This window comes from Streptomyces violaceus (assembly GCF_036014075.1).
Lineage (GTDB): Bacteria > Actinomycetota > Actinomycetes > Streptomycetales > Streptomycetaceae > Streptomyces > Streptomyces violaceus.
Genome location: NZ_CP107911.1, coordinates 2473837 through 2489762 on the forward strand (window position 1 = coordinate 2473837; position 15926 = coordinate 2489762).

At 71.1% G+C, this 15926-nt stretch carries 15 protein-coding genes; 4 read left to right on the top strand and 11 right to left on the bottom strand.

Annotated features, from left to right (window positions below; all coding sequences use genetic code 11):
* Positions 1 to 11: 11 nt before the first annotated feature.
* On the bottom strand, positions 12 to 1739 hold the full coding sequence (locus OG542_RS10915) for an acyltransferase (RefSeq protein ID WP_328410289.1): 1728 nt from the start codon (positions 1737 to 1739) through the stop codon (positions 12 to 14).
* 66 nt (positions 1740 to 1805) lie between these two features.
* On the opposite strand from OG542_RS10915, the gene OG542_RS10920 reads away from it, so the two are divergent.
* A complete protein-coding gene (locus OG542_RS10920; RefSeq protein WP_328410291.1) occupies positions 1806 to 2468 on the top strand; it encodes a phosphatase PAP2 family protein in 663 nt (220 codons plus the stop codon).
* An 18-nt stretch (positions 2469 to 2486) separates the two neighbouring features.
* Here OG542_RS10920 and OG542_RS10925 read toward each other — a convergent pair whose 3' ends face one another.
* The 7 genes from OG542_RS10925 to OG542_RS10955 all read right to left on the bottom strand — a co-directional run bounded on the left by OG542_RS10925 (position 2487) and on the right by OG542_RS10955 (position 10249).
* Positions 2487 to 2942 carry a bifunctional DNA primase/polymerase gene (locus OG542_RS10925; protein ID WP_328410293.1) on the bottom strand — a complete coding sequence of 152 codons (456 nt, stop codon included), beginning with the start codon at positions 2940 to 2942 and terminating at the stop codon, positions 2487 to 2489.
* Positions 2943 to 3093: 151 nt separating this feature from the next.
* Complete coding sequence (locus OG542_RS10930) at positions 3094 to 4512, bottom strand: NAD(P)/FAD-dependent oxidoreductase (RefSeq protein WP_328410295.1); 1419 nt, start codon at positions 4510 to 4512, stop codon at positions 3094 to 3096.
* An 18-nt stretch (positions 4513 to 4530) separates the two neighbouring features.
* Positions 4531 to 5331: an ABC transporter permease gene (locus OG542_RS10935; RefSeq protein WP_311127986.1), complete on the bottom strand. Its 801-nt coding sequence runs from the start codon at positions 5329 to 5331 to the stop codon at positions 4531 to 4533.
* Complete coding sequence (locus tag OG542_RS10940; RefSeq protein ID WP_328410297.1) at positions 5331 to 6260, bottom strand: ABC transporter permease; 930 nt, start codon at positions 6258 to 6260, stop codon at positions 5331 to 5333. The genes OG542_RS10935 and OG542_RS10940 overlap by 1 nt, the downstream gene beginning before the upstream one ends.
* Positions 6260 to 7405 carry an ABC transporter ATP-binding protein gene (locus tag OG542_RS10945; RefSeq protein ID WP_328410299.1) on the bottom strand — a complete coding sequence of 382 codons (1146 nt, stop codon included), beginning with the start codon at positions 7403 to 7405 and terminating at the stop codon, positions 6260 to 6262. The genes OG542_RS10940 and OG542_RS10945 overlap by 1 nt, the downstream gene beginning before the upstream one ends.
* Positions 7406 to 7410: 5 nt before the next feature.
* Positions 7411 to 8658, bottom strand: coding sequence for a polyamine ABC transporter substrate-binding protein (locus tag OG542_RS10950; protein WP_261682516.1), 1248 nt, complete (start codon positions 8656 to 8658; stop codon positions 7411 to 7413).
* Positions 8659 to 8713: 55 nt separating this feature from the next.
* The gene (locus OG542_RS10955) at positions 8714 to 10249 is read right to left on the bottom strand and encodes a gamma-aminobutyraldehyde dehydrogenase (protein ID WP_328410301.1); all 1536 of its coding nucleotides are present in this window, start codon (positions 10247 to 10249) and stop codon (positions 8714 to 8716) included.
* A 199-nt stretch (positions 10250 to 10448) separates the two neighbouring features.
* On the opposite strand from OG542_RS10955, the gene OG542_RS10960 reads away from it, so the two are divergent.
* The gene (locus OG542_RS10960; RefSeq protein WP_311127982.1) at positions 10449 to 11018 is read left to right on the top strand and encodes an NADAR family protein; all 570 of its coding nucleotides are present in this window, start codon (positions 10449 to 10451) and stop codon (positions 11016 to 11018) included.
* A gap of 63 nt (positions 11019 to 11081) precedes the next feature.
* Here the strand turns inward: OG542_RS10960 and OG542_RS10965 are convergent, their stop codons facing one another.
* The gene (locus OG542_RS10965; RefSeq protein WP_311127981.1) at positions 11082 to 11546 is read right to left on the bottom strand and encodes a DUF4190 domain-containing protein; all 465 of its coding nucleotides are present in this window, start codon (positions 11544 to 11546) and stop codon (positions 11082 to 11084) included.
* Between the two features lie 69 nt (positions 11547 to 11615).
* Positions 11616 to 12260, bottom strand: a complete 645-nt coding sequence (locus OG542_RS10970; RefSeq protein ID WP_328410304.1) for a DUF4190 domain-containing protein — start codon at positions 12258 to 12260, stop codon at positions 11616 to 11618.
* 217 nt (positions 12261 to 12477) lie between these two features.
* On the opposite strand from OG542_RS10970, the gene OG542_RS10975 reads away from it, so the two are divergent.
* Complete coding sequence (locus tag OG542_RS10975; protein ID WP_408057744.1) at positions 12478 to 13539, top strand: adenosine deaminase; 1062 nt, start codon at positions 12478 to 12480, stop codon at positions 13537 to 13539.
* Complete coding sequence (locus OG542_RS10980) at positions 13536 to 14261, top strand: glycerophosphodiester phosphodiesterase (RefSeq protein ID WP_311127978.1); 726 nt, start codon at positions 13536 to 13538, stop codon at positions 14259 to 14261. The genes OG542_RS10975 and OG542_RS10980 overlap by 4 nt, the downstream gene beginning before the upstream one ends.
* On the opposite strand, the gene OG542_RS10985 is transcribed toward OG542_RS10980, so the two are convergent.
* On the bottom strand, positions 14206 to 15849 hold the full coding sequence (locus OG542_RS10985; RefSeq protein ID WP_328417862.1) for an RNA polymerase sigma factor: 1644 nt from the start codon (positions 15847 to 15849) through the stop codon (positions 14206 to 14208). The two genes, OG542_RS10980 and OG542_RS10985, sit on opposite strands and share 56 nt — an antisense overlap.
* Positions 15850 to 15926: the final 77 nt, after the last annotated feature.

A 15926-nucleotide genomic window follows, 5' to 3' on the forward strand; every position in this document is an offset into this window, starting at 1 on the left:
GGCACTGACAATCAGACGGGCAGAGCGGGCTCCGGGCGGTGGATGCCACGCGGGCGGTAGCCCAGGGCGTCGGCGACACCGACGACATCCGCGAGCAGCCAGATGATCGCGAGCCACATCTCGGTGCCCTGGAGGCCGGAATCGCGGCCCGGGCCGGTGCCGTCCGGGGCCGGGCCGAAGGCGAAGCCCCGGCCGGGATGCCAGCGGCGCAGGGCGGCGGTGAGCTGGGCCGCCGCCCAGGAGCGGGCCTCTTCACAGCGGTGGGTGGTCTGCCGGGCGCAGAGCCACAGGGGGTGGATCACGTCCAGGATGTTGCAGGCGTTCTCGCGGCCGGGTGCGAAGTGGCGGGGGTCGCGTGCGTGGTCGAGGACCGTGTCGAGCACGCGCTCCGCGTACGGCACGGGCAGGCCGAACTGGGCGAAGGATCCGCGGGTGAGCCGGTAGTAGCCGTTGACCATCTGGAGGTGTCCGTCCCGCGGCGTGGGCGAACCCCACATGCCGGTACGGCGGTCCACCCGGGTGTGCAGCCGGCCGAACAGCGCCTCCAGCGCCCCGGGCGCGGCCGCTTCCGCGCCGAGGCGCAGGTTCCAGTGCGCGGCGGTGGCCCAGGAGTCGACCCACGCTCCGGCGTGCCAGGCACGGTCGTGCCAGGGCAGTTGGGCCAGGTGCGGGACCAACTGGTCCGCGGTGGTACGGCGGACCGCGTGGACGGGGTGGGCGAAGGAACTGCCGAGCAGGTCCAGCGCGTACCCCACGCACAGCACGTGATAGGCCGCAGCCCCGTCGTCCGGCACTCCGGCCGGGCCGGGGAGCGGCGGCGGTGCGCCGTACTCGGGTATCAGGCCGGTGGCCGGATCCTGGAGGCCGCGCAGTCGCGCCACGTGCTCGGCGGCGGGCAGATGAGGCGGCGCGTCCCCGAGGAGGAGATCGGCGATCTCGACGGCGTCGCACTGCGCCCGCACGGTGGGCTCGGCGCCGGGCCGGTCGGCATACCGGCGGGTGTCCGGCCGCCAGCAGCGGTCCAGCACATCGACCGCCTGCGCACGGGCGGTCCCGGCGAAGGCCGAGAGCGCCTCGACGAGGGCGGGGGTGCCGGCGGGGCGCGGCGCGGTACTGGCCGGTGCCGTACTCCCCTCTGCCCCACGGCCGGGCCCCGCTTCGCGCGGATCGCGGCGGTCCCTGATGCGGCGGGCCGGGTTGCCGGCCGCCATCGTCCAGGCGGGCAGGTCCTTGGTGACGACCGCGCCGGCGCCTATGACGCAGTGGTCGCCGACGGTGACGCCGTCCAGGACGACCACGTGCGAGCCGATCCACACGTCGTCGCCGATCGTGATCCCGCGGCTGGTGACCGGCTGCCGGTGGACCGGCAGGTCGGGCGCGGTCCCGTGGTTGAAGCCGAGCAGCGAGCTGTGGGCACCGACGCGTACGCCGTTCCCGAGGGTGACGGTGCCGCGCACCACGGTGAAGGGGTTGATGGTGCAGTCGGCGCCGGTGCGTATGTCGCCGGTGACATACGCGTGGGCCGCGATGTACGAGCGGTCGCCCAGGTGCAGGTGGTCCGGGTACACGGCGGCCGTCTCCGCGACGAAGCAGCCCTCGCCCAGCCGTACCGTCCCGGCCCCCGCGAGGAGCCGCTTCCGACGCCGCTCCTGTGCCGCGCGCTGCGCCTGCGACGCCTGCTCGGCGTAGAGCCACGGGCAGTGGTCGAAGAGGCCGTCGTCGCTCTCCGGCTGGTTCACGTGATCCTCCACTGGGGTCGCGCGGGGTGAACAGGGGATATCTGTGCCCGTGCCAAGCTGTGTACCATGCCGATCTCCGGGAACCAGGTCCGCGCCGAGCCCACCGCGCCATCCTCGCGCTTCCTGTCCCTGCTGCTCGGCCTCCCGGCGCTGCTCTTCGTCCTGATCACCTGGCAGGTCGTCGCCGACGGCCCGCTCATCCGCCTCGACGAGCGCGCCAGCCGCGAACTCGTTCATCCGGACCGCTACTCCGAACTCCTCGCCGACCTCGGCAACGTCCAGGTCGCGGTCCCGGTCCTCGCCGTCGCCCTCGGATACGTCGCCCTGCGGACCCGCCGTACGGAGCGCTGGTGGCTGCCGGTCACCGCCGCGGCCCTGCTCATGGCCCTGGTCCCGGCGCTGATCATCCCGCTCAAGGACCTCACGGACCGCTCCGGCACCCCGGTCGTCCCGCCGGGCACCGGCTACTACCCCTCCGGCCACACCGCCACGGCCGGCATCGCCTACGGCTGCGCCACCCTGCTGCTGCTCCCCTGGCTCCGCACGGCCCTCGCCCGGCTCACCCTCGTCACCGTCTGCGTCGCCCTCGTGCTCGGCGTCGGCTACGGCCTGGTCCGCCGTGGCTACCACTGGCCCCTGGACGTGGCGGCCAGCCTGTGTCTGTGTGCGGTACTGCTGTCTTCACTGTGGCTGTTCCTCAGGCGAGGGACAGCCGATCAGCCGCGGTAGGTCCCCGTCCCCGCGCCCTCAGTCGCCCTGTGCCGTCGCCAGCCGCGCCGCCGCCTCGTGCATCGCCAGTTCCAGCAGCGTCGGGTCCGTCAGCATGCCCGAGCCGTCCGGGGGGATCAGCCAGCGGACGCCGCCGGGTGAGGAACGGCCCGGGTACGGCACGACGATCCAGGTGCCGGCACCCGCCGTCCTGATGCCCGTGCCGAGCCAGCGGGCCGCGGTGCCCGGCGGCACGAAGAACCCGATGCGCTCGTCGCCGAAGTCGACGAGCACCGGTCCGGGCCGGTCGAGCACACGGGTGAGTACGTCGAGCGTGGCGTAGCCGAGGTCTCCGGGCAGGATGAGCACGTCCCAGGCGCCGCCGGCCGGCAACAGGGCGACCCCGAGCGGGTTGCGCTCCCACTCCCAGCGGCAGGCCTCGGGGTCGGGTGCGGCGGATGCGAGCCACTCGACGGCCGTCTTCGTACCGGTCATGAGGAAGACCCCCTGGTCTCTCGTGAAAATCGTGAATCTCGCGGACGCGCGGTGCGTCCCGAGGGCGTCACGAGGGAGAAGGGGGTCTCCGTACGGTCATTACGCGGGTTTCGGCTCCTCGTTGGAGTGAACCGGCTCACACCCCGCTCGATCAGCTGTCGAAGCCGAGCCCCAGCCGGTCCATCGTGCGCAGCCACAGGTTGCGGCGGCCGTCGTGGGCGTCCGCGCGGGCCAGGGACCACTTGGTGAGGGCGATGCCCGTCCAGGCGAAGGGCTCCGGGGGGAAGGGGAGGGGCTTCTTGCGGACCATTTCCAGTTCCGTGCGTTCCGTGGGCTCACCGGACAGCAGGTCCAGCATCACCTCGGCGCCGAAGCGGGTGGAGCCGACGCCCAGGCCCGTGTAGCCCGCCGCGTAGGCGACCTTCTTCTGATGGGCGGTGCCGAAGAACGCCGAGAAGCGGGAGCAGGTGTCGATCGCGCCGCCCCAGGCGTGGCTGAAGCGGACGCCCTCCAGTTGCGGGAAGCAGGTGAAGAAGTGCCCGGCGAGCTTGGCGTAGGTCTCCGGTCGGTCGTCGTACTCGGCGCGGACGCGGCCGCCGTAGGGGTAGATCGCGTCGTAGCCGCCCCACAGGATCCGGTTGTCGGCGGACAGGCGGAAGTAGTGGAACTGGTTGGCGCTGTCGCCGAGCCCTTGGCGGTTCTTCCAGCCGATCGACGCCAGCTGGCCGGCGGTGAGCGGCTCGGTCATCAGGGCGTAGTCGTAGACCGGGACGGTGTACGAGCGGACGCGTCTGACCAGGTTCGGGAAGATGTTCGTGCCGAGGGCGACCTGGCGGGCGCGGATCCGGCCGTAGGGGGTGCGTACGGCCATGCCGGGGCCGTACGGCTTCAGGTTCAGCGCCGGGGTGTGCTCGTAGACGCGGACGCCGAGCCGGAGACACGCCTGCTTGAGGCCCCAGGCGAGCTTCGCCGGGTGCAGCATGGCCACGCCCCTGCGGTCCCACAGACCCGCCTGGAAGGTGGGTGAGTCCACCTGCTCCCGCACGGCCTCCGCGTCCAGGAACTCGACGCCCTCGGCGAGGCCTCGGCGGGCCGTCTCCTCGTGCCAGTCGCGCAGTTCCGCCGCCTGGTACGGCTCGGTGGCGACGCCGATCTCGCCGGTGCGCTCGAAGTCGCAGTCGATGGAGTGCCGGGAGACGGCCGCCTCGATCGCGTCGAGGTTGCGGGTGCCGAGCTCTTGGAGCCTGTGGATCTCGTCGGGCCAGCGGGCGAGGCCGTTGGGCAGACCGTGGGTGAGGGAGGCGGCGCAGAATCCGCCGTTGCGCCCGGAGGCGGCCCAGCCCACCTCGCGGCCCTCCACCAGCACCACGTCCCGGCCCGGGTCGCGTTCCTTGGCGATCAGCGCCGTCCACAGTCCGCTGTAGCCGCCGCCGACGACTAGCAGGTCGCAGGTCTCGGAGGTGGTGAGAGCGGGTTCCGGACGGGGCCGGCCGGGGTCGTCCAGCCAGTACGGGACCGGCTGGACGTCGGAGAGCGACCGAGTCCACTGATTCATGGCGCTCGAGGCCATGATTTCAACTCCCTACGGTTATGCCTTTTTCCTGTTGCGGCGATTTCCGACGACCATGGAAGCCAGCACGAACAGTACGGCGACGACGAACATGGCCGTGCCGATGACATTGATCTGAACGGGCGTTCCGCGCTGCGCCGAGCCCCAGACGAACATGGGGAAGGTGACGGTCGAGCCGGCGTTGAAATTGGTGATGATGAAGTCGTCGAAGGAGAGGGCGAAGGCGAGCAGGGCGCCCGCCGCGATTCCGGGGGCGGCGATCGGCAGGGTGACCCGCACAAAGGTCTGCACCGGGCCCGCGTACAGGTCCCGTGCCGCCTCCTCCAGTTTGGGGTCCATCGACATCACGCGCGCCTTGACGGCCGTGACCACGAAACTCAGGCAGAACATGATGTGCGCGATGAGAATCGTCCAGAAACCCAACTGGGCGCCCATGTTGAGGAACAGGGTGAGCAGCGAGGCGGCCATGACCACCTCGGGCATCGCCATCGGCAGGAAGATCAGCGAGTTCACGGCACCGCGGGCGCGGAACCGGTAGCGGACCAGCGCGAAGGCGATCAGGGTGCCGAGGAGCGTGGCACCGAGCGTCGCCCAGACCGCGATCTGGAGGCTGATCGACAGCGAGCCGCAGAGGTCGGAGACCCCGCACGGATCTTTCCAGGCGTCCAGGGAGAACCGCTGCCATTCGTAGTTGAAGCGCCCCTTCGGTTTGTTGAAGGAGAACACCGTCACGATGACGTTCGGCAGCAGGAGATAGCCGAGTGTCAGCAGTCCCGCGATGACGACGAGATTTCTCTTGAGCCAGTTGACGAAGGGCATTAGACCAGATCCTCCGTCCCCGACCTGCGGATGTAGAGGGTGACCATGAGCAGAATGGCCGCCATGAGAATGAAGGAGAGTGCCGCGGCCGTCGGATAGTCCAGCACTCTCAGGAACTGGGTCTGGATGACGTTTCCGACCATGCGGGTGTCCGTGGAGCCGAGAAGGTCGGCGTTGACGTAGTCGCCGGTCGCCGGGATGAAGGTGAGCAGCGTGCCGGAGACGACACCCGGCATCGACAGCGGAAAGGTGACCGTGCGGAAGGTCGTCCAGGGCCGGGCGTACAGATCGCCCGCCGCCTCGTGCAGCCGGCCGTCGATGCGCTCCAGCGAGGTGTAGAGCGGCAGGATCATGAACGGCAGGAAGTTGTACGTCAGACCGCAGACCACCGCGAGCGGCGTGGCCAGGACGCGGTCGCCGGCGGTCCAGCCGAGCCAGTTGGTGACGTCCAGGACGTGCAGGGTGTCGAGCGCGCCGACGAGCGGTCCGCCGTCCGCGAGGATCGTCTTCCAGGCCAGGGTGCGGATCAGGAAGCTGGTGAAGAACGGCGCGATCACCAGGATCATGATCAGGTTCCGCCAGCGGCCCGCGCGGAAGGCGATCAGATACGCGAGCGGGTAGCCGAGCAGCAGGCACAGGATCGTGGCGGTGCCCGCGTAGAGCACCGACCGGACGAACTGCGGCCAGTACGCGGACAGCGCGTCCCAGTACGTGGCGAAGTGCCAGGTGACCTTGTAGCCCTCCTCCAGTGAGCCCGTCTGCACGGACGTGGAGGCCTGGTAGATCATCGGCAGCGCGAAGAAGACCAGCAGCCAGAGGATGCCGGGCAGCAGCAGCCAGTACGGCGTCCAGCGGCCCCTGCGCTTCGGGGGCTTCGGCTCGGGCGCTTCCGGCGCGAGGGGCGGTGGCGCCTCGGTGAGTGTGGACATCAGACGGCCTCTTCCACTCCCGCGTCGGCGTCCTGGGCGGCGTCCAGGCCGAAGGTGTGGGCCGGGTTCCAGTGCAGGACGACCTCGGCGCCGGGCACCAGCCGGGGGTCGCGGTCGATGTTCTGGGCGTAGACCTCGAAGTCGGAACAGACCGGGCTGTCGACGACGTACTGCGTGGAGACGCCGATGAAGCTGGAGTCGGAGATCCGGCCGGTGATGCGGTTGCGGCCCTCGGGTATCTCGCCGGCGTCGTCCGCGTGGGCGAGGGATATTTTCTCGGGGCGGACGCCGACCAGCACCTTGCCGCCGGTCGTCGTGGGCGCGCCGCACCGGGCCTCGGGCAGGACGAGCTTGCCGCCGCCCGCCTTCAGCACGATCTCCTCCCCGCTCTTGGAGTCGATCTCGGCCTCGATGAAGTTGGAGGTGCCGAGGAAGTTGGCGACGAAGGTGGTGCGCGGGTTCTCGTAGAGGTCGGTGGGCGCGCCCAGCTGCTCCACGCGGCCCGCGTTCATCACGGCGACCGTGTCGGCCATGGTCATGGCCTCCTCCTGGTCGTGCGTGACGTGCACGAAGGTGATGCCGACCTCGGTCTGGATGCGCTTGAGCTCCAGCTGCATCTGGCGGCGCAGCTTCAGGTCGAGGGCGCCGAGCGGCTCGTCGAGCAGGAGCACCTTGGGGTGGTTGATCAGCGCGCGGGCCACGGCGACGCGCTGCTGCTGGCCGCCGGAGAGCTGGTGCGGCTTCTTACGGGCCTGCTCGCCGAGCTGCACCAGGTCGAGCATCTCCCCGACCTGCTTCTTCACGGACTTGACGCCGCGCCGGCGCAGACCGAAGGCGACGTTCTCGAAGATGTCGAGGTGCGGGAAGAGGGCGTACGACTGGAAGACCGTGTTCACCGGCCGCTTGTACGGCGGGAGCGCCGTCACGTCCTGGTCGCCCAGCGACACGGTCCCGGAGGAAGGTTCCTCCAGGCCGGCGATCATGCGCAGGGTGGTGGTCTTGCCGCAGCCGGAGGCGCCGAGCAGGGCGAAGAAGGAGCCCTGCGGCACGGTCAGGTCGAGCGGGTGGACGGCGGTGAAGGCGCCGTAGGCCTTGCCGATGCCCTTGAGGCGGACGTCGCCGGTGGGGTCTGTCTTGTTCGTCATGGTGGTCACGCCCCCGTCAGCTTCGCGAACTTCGCTTCGAACTCGGTCTCTTCCTTCGAGCTCAGCGAGCGGAAGGCGTGGGACTTCGCGGCCATGGCCTTGTCGGGGATGATCAGCGGGTTGTTCGCCGCGTCCTTGTCGATCTTCTCCAGCTCGGCCTTCACCCCGTCGACGGGGCACACGTAGTTGATGTACGCGGCGAGTTCGGCGGCCGGCTTCGGCTCGTAGTAGAAGTCGATGAGCCGCTCGGCGTTCGTCTTGTGACGGGCCTTGTTGGGGATCAGCAGGTTGTCGGTCGACGTCATGTAGCCGCTGTCCGGGACGAGGAAGTCGATGTCGGGGCTGTCCGCCTTGAGCTGGACGACGTCACCGGCCCAGGCGACGCAGGCCGCGAAGTCGCCGCTGGTCAGGTCCGAGGTGTAGTCGTTGCCGGTGAAGCGGCGGATCTGGCCCTTGTCGACGGCCTTCTGGAGCCGGGCGATGGCGGCGTCGTAGTCGTCGGCGGTGAACTTCGCCGGGTCCTTGCCCATGTCGAGCAGCGTCATGCCGACGCTGTCGCGCATCTCCGAGAGGAAGCCCACGCGCCCCTTGAGCTTCGGGTTGTCCAGCAGGTCGGAGAGCGACTTCACCTCGACGCCGTCGAGGGCCTTCTTGTTGTACGCGATGACGGTGGAGATTCCCTGCCAGACGTAGGAGTAGGCGCGGCCCGGGTCCCAGTCGGGGCTGCGGAACTGGGCCGACAGGTTGGCGTAGGCGTGCGGCAGGTTGGCCGGGTCGAGCTTCTGCGCCCAGCCGAGGCGGATGAGCCGTCCGGCCAGCCAGTCGGTGAGGACGATCAGGTCCCGGCCGGTGTCCTGGCCCGCGGCGAGCTGCGGCTTGATCTTGCCGAAGAACTCGTTGTTGTCGTTGATGTCCTCGGTGTACTTGACCTTGATGCCGGTGCGCTTGGTGAACTGCTCCAGCGTCGGATGGTGCTTGCCGCTGTCGTCGACGTCCATGTACTCGGTCCAGTTGGAGAAGGCGACCGTCTTCTCCTTCGCCGAGTGGTCCTCGGCCGAGACGCCGCCCTGCGACTTGCCCGCCGCCGGGATGCCGCAGGCGCTCAGCGTCCCGAGTCCGCCGGCCGCGAGGGCCCCGCCGGCGGAGGCGCGGAGCAGGGACCGCCGGGTGAGGGCGGCCCTGCCGTTCCTGAAGCTGCGCCGCATCGCGGCCACTTGGGCCGGGGACAGGCGGTCGGGCTCGTACTGCTCCATGCGCGTGGTGCCCTTTCGGAGGGTGGGCGGCCGCTGGTCAGGCGGCCTGATACGGCTAGCGGTCCCCGAAGACGGTGCGGTGCCAGTCCTTGGCGGCCACCGCGGTGTTGTCGAACATGACGTGCTTGATCTGGGTGTACTCCTCGAACGAGTACGCGGACATGTCCTTGCCGTAGCCGGAGGACTTGTGACCGCCGTGCGGCATCTCGCTGATGATCGGGATGTGGTCGTTGACCCAGACACAGCCCGCCTTGATCTCGCGCGTGGCCCGGTTGGCCCGGTACACGTCCCGGCTCCAGGCGGAGGCCGCGAGCCCGTACGGCGTGTCGTTGGCGAGTGCGATGCCCTCGTCGTCGGTGTCGAAGGGCAGCACGACCAGGACGGGTCCGAAGATCTCCGACTGGACGACCTCGCTGTCCTGGGCGGCGTCGGCGATGAGGGTGGGCCGGTAGTAGGCGCCCTTGGCCAGCTCGCCCCCGGGCGCTTCTCCGCCGGTCACCACGCGCGCGTAGGCCCGCGCCCGGTCGACGAAACCGGCGACCCGGTCCCGCTGGACGTGCGAGATCAGCGGCCCGAGGTCGGTGCCGGGGGCGAAGGGATCACCGAGCCGGACGCTCTCCATCAGCGCGGCGGTCCGCTCCACGAAGGCCTCGTACAGCGGCCGCTGCACGTAAGCGCGGGTGGCCGCCGTGCAGTCCTGCCCGGTGTTGATGAGGGAGCCCGCGACCGCGCCGTGGGCGGCGGCCTCGAGATCGGCGTCGTCGAAGACCACGAAGGGCGCCTTGCCGCCGAGCTCCAGATGGAGGCGCTTGACGGTGGCGGTGGCGATCTCCGCGACGCGCTTGCCCACGGCGGTGGAGCCGGTGAAGGAGGTCATGGCCACGTCGGGATGGCCGACCAGGTGCTCCCCGGCCTCCCTGCCGGTGCCAGTGACGATGTTGATCACACCGTCCGGGATCCCGGCGTCCGTGGCCGCCCGGGCGAAGAGCAGCGAGGTCAGCGGGGTGAGCTCGGCGGGCTTCAGGACGATGGTGTTGCCCGCCGCGATCGCCGGGAGGACCTTCCAGGCGGCCATCTGGAGGGGATAGTTCCAGGGCGCGATCGACCCGACGACGCCGATGGGCTCGCGCCGGATGTACGACGTGTGGTCCCCGGAGTACTCACCGGCGGACTGCCCTTGGAGATGCCGTGCGGCACCGGCGAAGAAGGCGGTGTTGTCGATGGTCCCGGGGACGTCGAACTCGCGGGACAGCTTCAGCGGCTTTCCGCACTGCAGCGACTCGGCACGGGCGAAGTCCTCGGCCCGGTCGGCCAGGACCGCGGCGAACCGGTGCAGGGCGTCGGAACGCTCGCCGGGCGTGGCCCCCGCCCAGCCGGGGAAGGCCTCGTGCGCTGCGGCGACGGCCCGGTCGACGTCGGACGTGCCGGCCAGTTCGTAGCGGAGGACCTCCTCGCCCGACGCCGGGTCGACGACCGCGTGGGTACGGCCGGAGGTACCCCTGGTCAGACGGCCCGCGATGAACTGCGCGCCCTCCTCGAAGCGCTCCGCGGCCGGAAATCGGTCCGGGGTGGCGTTGCCCGGGTTGTGCATGTGGCTCTCCTCCGTGTCCCCTGGTGGGGCCGGCGTGGCTCAGGCTCGATTTGAGTGCCGATCCTGACAGAGCAATGACACGCCAACAAGTGATTCCGTTGTTGATTTTTGGTTACGCGACGGAATCTGTCGACCAGGTGTCGAGTCCGCCGCGAAAAGGCAGGACGGTGTGTCAGTGGTGCGTGCCAGACTCGCGTGCATGGAGAAGATCACGGGGGCGGTCGCTTCCCGGGAGGCCCTGATCAGGGCGTCCCGCGGCGGGGCGAGGATCAGGTATCTGCACTTCTGGGGGCACCGGCCACGGCCGGACGGCCTGATCGGGCCGAGCTGTCTGAGCCAGTGGTGGCCCGCGCCGTTCACGGTGGCCGGCGTGGAGTACGCGACGGCCGAGCACTGGATGATGGCGGGCAAGGCCCGGCTGTTCGGGGACGCGGCGGCGGAGCGTGCCGTGCTGGCCGCCGGGCATCCCGCCGAGGCGAAGAAGGCCGGGCGGCTGGTGCGTGGTTTCGACGAGGCGCTATGGGAGCGGGAGCGGTTCCGGATCGTCGTGGACGGCAGCGTCCACAAGTTCGCCGCGCACCCCGAGCTGCGGGAGTTCCTGCTGAACACGGGCGAGAGCGTGCTGGTCGAGGCCAGCCCCGTGGACCGGGTGTGGGGCATCGGGCTGGCCGCAGACGACGAGGCGGCGTCGGATCCGGAGCGGTGGCGGGGGCCGAACCTGCTGGGGTTCGCGCTCATGGCGGCGCGGGAGCGGCTGCGCGGGGTCTGAGTGCGGGCATGAGTCATGAGTGAGGGGCCGGCCCATGGGACCGGCCCCCTGTGAGCGGCGGCTTCAGCTCGCCGCGCCGAGTCCGCCCATGATGCTGGCGAAGAGCAGGAAACCGAGCAGCGGCAGGATCACGGTCGCGATGATGCCGCAGACCAGGCCGGCGGTCGCCGCGCCCTTGTTGGTGGCCTCACCGCGGGTGGCCTTGCCGCGGCCGATGGCGCCGAAGATGATCGCGAGGATGCCCAGGATCACGCCGAAGAACCACAGCAGGAAGGTCACGCTGCAGACCACGCCGATGATGCCCAGCACCAGTCCGGTGGTTCCCATGCCGTTGCTCGGCTGCGCGGGCATCGCGTAGCCGGGCGCCTGCGGGTAGGCGGCGGGCGGCGCGGCCGGGTAGCCGGGGCTGCCCTGGGGGTAGCCGTAGCCCGGGCCGGACTGCTGCGGATAGCCGTAGCCAGGGGCCGGCTGCTGCGGGGGCTGGGACGGCGGACCGAACCCACCGGGTGTGGGGTTGGTGTTGGACATGGACGATCTCCCCTCCGTTGTCAGACCAGGGCATCGTAGTAGCCAAGTCCGCCGAGGAGGACGGGTGTTTCAGCGGTGGGACGGGGCGGTGGCCACGGGGCCGTGGGCGCCGTAGTACGGGTCGTCGTCGGACGAGGTGTCGCTGTTGATCGCGGCCGTGATGCCGACGGCGATCAGGACGATCACCGTGATGCCGAGGATGATCCCGATGATGCCCATGATCAGACCCGCCTGGGCCTGGCCGTGGTTGGTGGCCACTCCCGCCTCGGCCCGCTTGCGGCCCTTGATGCCGAAGACCACGGCGAGGATGCCGGTGACCAGGGAGACGATGCCGTACAGGCAGAAGAGGGTGCAGGAGACGATGCCGAGCACCATCGCCGCGATGCCCATGCCGTTCTGGGGGGCCGGGGGCATGCCGGGCCAGCCGTAGCCGCTCTGGGGGTAGCCGGAGCCCGCCTGGGGGTAGCCGGGGTAGCCGTAGCCGCCGGGGGCCGCGGGCGGGGGCGGGACGGTGGGGCCGGAGCCGGTGTGGTCGAACTGCGGTGTGCCGGTGGGCGGGGTGAAGCCGGCGCTGGGCATGGAGGTGACCGTGGCCTGGTCGTGCACGGACGGCGGCCCCGCGGTGGGCGGCTGGTCCTTCTCGAGTGACGGCCGGTTCTCCGGGGGCGCCCACGGGTCGTGGCCGCCTCCGCCGGGTTGCGTCGCGTCCGACATGTTGTATCCCCCCTGGGTCGATCGTGCCGTCATGCTACGGGGCGGTTCGGCGCGTGCCACAGTGCGGGTGCGTTGGGGCTGGTCGCGCAGTTCCCCGCGCCCCTGAAAAAGAAGGGCGACGCACCCACGGCATACGATGACTCCGAGTCATCGATCAGCCGATCACCCGCGCCCGCCCGCCTCGCGCCGGCAGGGGCGCCGTTCCGGGGAGGAACCCTTGACCCAGCATCTCGTCGACCCCCACGCCCCGCGCGACCTCACGGCGTTCATCGCGGAACTGCCCAAGGCCGAACTGCATGTGCACCACGTGGGCTCCGCCTCCCCCCGGATCGTGTCCGAGCTGGCCGCCCGGCATCCCGACTCCAAGGTGCCGACCGATCCCGCTGCCCTGGTCGACTACTTCACCTTCACCGACTTCGCCCACTTCGTCGAGGTGTACCTGTCGGTCGTCGATCTGATCCGCACCCCGGAGGACGTCCGGCTGCTGACCTACGAGGTGGCCCGTGACCTGGCCCGGCAGCAGGTGCGGTACGCCGAGCTGACCATCACCCCGTTCTCCTCCACCCGCCGCGGCATCGACGAACGTGCCTTCATGGACGCGATCGAGGACGCCCGCAAGGCCGCCGAGGCCGAGTTCGGGACCGTGCTGCGCTGGTGCTTCGACATCCCCGGCGAGGCGGGCCTGGAGGCCGCCGAGGAGACGACCCGGCTCGCCACCGACGAGCGGCTGCGCCCGGAGGGCCTGGTCTCCTTCGGCCTGGGCGGGCCCGAAGTCGGCGTGCCGCGTCCGCAGTTCAAGCCGTACTTCGACCGGGCGATCGCGGCCGGGCTGCACTCCGTACCGCACGCGGGCGAGACCACCGGCCCGGAGACGGTGTGGGACGCCCTCACGCATCTGCGGGCCGAGCGCATCGGCCACGGCACCAGCTCCGCGCAGGACCCGAAGCTCCTCGCGCACCTCGCCGAGCACCGGATCCCGCTGGAGGTGTGCCCCACGTCCAACATCGCCACGCGCGCGGTCCGCACCCTCGACGAGCACCCCATCAGGGAGTTCGTCGAGGCCGGGGTCCTCGTCACGATCAACTCCGACGACCCGCCGATGTTCGGCACCGACCTCGACAACGAGTACGCGGTGGCCGCGCGGCTGCTCGGCCTCGACGAGCGGGGCCTGTCCGAGCTGGCGAAGAACGCCGTCGAGGTGTCCTTCCTGGACGCGGCGGGCAAGGCCCGGATCAAGGGCGAGATCGACACGTACACCGCGGGGTGGCTCGACCGGTGACCCCCGTCCCCCTCGCCGTCGGCCACCGGGGCGACCCCTACCGGCACCACGAGAACACCGTCGCCTCACTGCGATCCGCGCTTCGACGGGGCGCGGACGCGGTGGAGATCGACGTACGCCTCACCCGGGACGGCGTGCCGGTGCTGCTGCACGACGAGACGCTGAAGCGGCTCTGGGAGCAGGAGCGGCCGGTGCGCGCGCTGTCCTGGGAGGAGGTGCGCGGGCTGACCGGCGGCGGGGTGCCGTCCCTGGCGGAGGCGCTGGCCGCGACCGACGGGCACCGGGTGATGATCGACCTGCCCGGCTCGCCCGGCGTGCGGGCGGTGCGCCGGGTCATGGACGCCGTACGGGAAGCCGGGGCGGCGGACCGCGTGTACTACTGCGCGGGCGCCGACGCCATGCTCGCCGTGCGCGCGGCGGACCCGGAAGCGGAGATCGCCCTGACCTGGACGACCCTGGCCCCGCCGCGGCCGGTCCTGCTGGAGGCGATCCGCCCGCGCTGGCTCAACTACCGTTTCTCCCTGGTGGACCGGCCCCTCGCCGAGCGGGTGCACCGCGACGGGTACCTGCTGTCCGTGTGGACCCCCGACACCCGCCGCTCCATGCGGCGGCTCCTGGCGGCCGGGGTGGACTCGATCACGACCAACCGCATCGACGTGCTGTGCGCTACACGCGCGAGCGCTGCGGCACCGTCGCCGGATCGGCCGGCGTCGAGCGTGTGACGTACTGCGGCACCGGCGCGCTGTCCGTGCCGGTGTCGCGGACGAGGCCGTAGCGGAGGGCGCCCTGGGCGGGACCCGCGTTGATGTCTTCCTCCACGGCCTGCCGGTTCGACGGCAAGACGGTCAGGCCGTAGTCGCAGCCCCGTTCGTTCTGGGTGAGGGTGACGGTGCCGTCGACGTAGAAGTACTCGTTCTGCCACATCTGCTGGGTGCCTGACGGCAGTTCGGCGTATCCGATGGCCGGCCCGCCCATGCCGGTGGCGTAGCCGTTCGGGGCGCCGGGCAGCGGGTCGTCCATCCGGCGCCAGCCGCCGGACGCCACGTGGAAGACCTTGCCCTTCAGACCGGTCCAGGAGGGCATGACCAGCGCGCCGGGCCGGGACTTGGGCGAGATCTGCCAGCGGACCAGGACATAGCCCCGGCCGCTCAGCGTCACGCTGTCGCCCCGGTGCTGCATGACGGCCTTCGGTCCGCCGGTGCTGGTGATGCCGGGCTCGGGGCGGCGCGGCAGGGCGGCGGGCCGGGTGTTCGGATCGGGGGCGCGGTCGACGGCGTCGACGACCGTGCCGTAGAGGTCGGCCTTCTTCTTCGTCGGCGTGGGCTTCGGGGCGGGCGGGGCGGAGGGCGGTGGGGGCCCGGACGTGGATGCCGTCGCAGTGGGGGTGACCGCTGCCCGGGGCGGCGGGGCGTCCGGCGGCTGGGTGACGACGTAGGCGCCGCCCGCGACGATGGTCGCGCCGGCGGTCATCGCGACGGCCGGCTTGGTCAGGGCGCCGAGCAGCTTGGCCGACCAGCCGGCGGAGCCTGCGCTGCCCGCGGCCACGGCCGTCTTGCCGCCGAAGGCGAGCGACAGGGTGAACCCGACAGGCAGCGGGACGAGCGCGATGCCGACGAGGAGGCGTTCCGCCGGTACGACGGACTCGCGGGTGTCGCCGCAGTAGCCGCAGCCGCGGATGTGCCGGGCCAGCCGTTTGCGCCACACCGAGTCCGGCCGGCCGTTCCAGCGGCCGGTCAGCTCACGCAGGTCGGCGCAGGCGCCGTCCAGGGCGCGGACGATGCCGCGCGAGGTCTCCAGGCGCTCCTTCATCCGCTGGACGCGCACGGCGGCGTGCTGCCGGGTGATGCCGACGGCGGCGGCCAGTTCGCGCCGGGTCAGTTCGCCCGCGACCTCCAGCCACCACAGCGACAGCAGTTGCCGGTCCTCGTCGTCGAGCCATCGCGCGGCCTCGGCGACCTCGCGTCGCTGCCCCTCCAACTGAAGCCGCAGCACGGTCAGTTCGGCGAAGTCGGAGGACGCCGTCTCCTCCAGCCGGTCCGGGGTCCTGCGGCGCGCCCGGTCCCGTATCTGCCGCATGGCGATCGCCACCAGCCAGGACCGGAAGCTGTCCGGGTCGCGCAGGGAGCCGAGGTTGCCGACCGCGCGCAGCATGGTCTCCTGGACGACGTCGTCGACGTCGGCGTGGCCGTTCAGGGCCCGGCCCACGATGTTGTAGACCAGCGGCAGCCAGCCCGCGACCAGCTCGTCCAGCGCCTGCCGGTCGCCGTCCTGCGCCGCCGTGACGGTGGCGCGCCAGTGCTGACTGTCCACGGTGGCCTCTCGACGCCTGGGGTCACTGATGTCCGGATCGCTGATGTCCGGATCGCTGATGTCCGGATCACCGATGT

Coding starts and splice junctions, on each gene's coding strand:
- OG542_RS10920 (WP_328410291.1), top strand. CDS start 1,806: ATGCCGATCTCCGGGAACCAGGTCCGCGCCGAGCCCACCGCGCCATCC.
- OG542_RS10925 (WP_328410293.1), bottom strand. CDS start 2,942: ATGACCGGTACGAAGACGGCCGTCGAGTGGCTCGCATCCGCCGCACCC.
- OG542_RS10930 (WP_328410295.1), bottom strand. CDS start 4,512: ATGGCCTCGAGCGCCATGAATCAGTGGACTCGGTCGCTCTCCGACGTC.
- OG542_RS10935 (WP_311127986.1), bottom strand. CDS start 5,331: ATGCCCTTCGTCAACTGGCTCAAGAGAAATCTCGTCGTCATCGCGGGA.
- OG542_RS10940 (WP_328410297.1), bottom strand. CDS start 6,260: ATGTCCACACTCACCGAGGCGCCACCGCCCCTCGCGCCGGAAGCGCCC.
- OG542_RS10945 (WP_328410299.1), bottom strand. CDS start 7,405: ATGACGAACAAGACAGACCCCACCGGCGACGTCCGCCTCAAGGGCATC.
- OG542_RS10950 (WP_261682516.1), bottom strand. CDS start 8,658: ATGGAGCAGTACGAGCCCGACCGCCTGTCCCCGGCCCAAGTGGCCGCG.
- OG542_RS10955 (WP_328410301.1), bottom strand. CDS start 10,249: ATGCACAACCCGGGCAACGCCACCCCGGACCGATTTCCGGCCGCGGAG.
- OG542_RS10960 (WP_311127982.1), top strand. CDS start 10,449: ATGGAGAAGATCACGGGGGCGGTCGCTTCCCGGGAGGCCCTGATCAGG.
- OG542_RS10965 (WP_311127981.1), bottom strand. CDS start 11,546: ATGTCCAACACCAACCCCACACCCGGTGGGTTCGGTCCGCCGTCCCAG.
- OG542_RS10970 (WP_328410304.1), bottom strand. CDS start 12,260: ATGTCGGACGCGACGCAACCCGGCGGAGGCGGCCACGACCCGTGGGCG.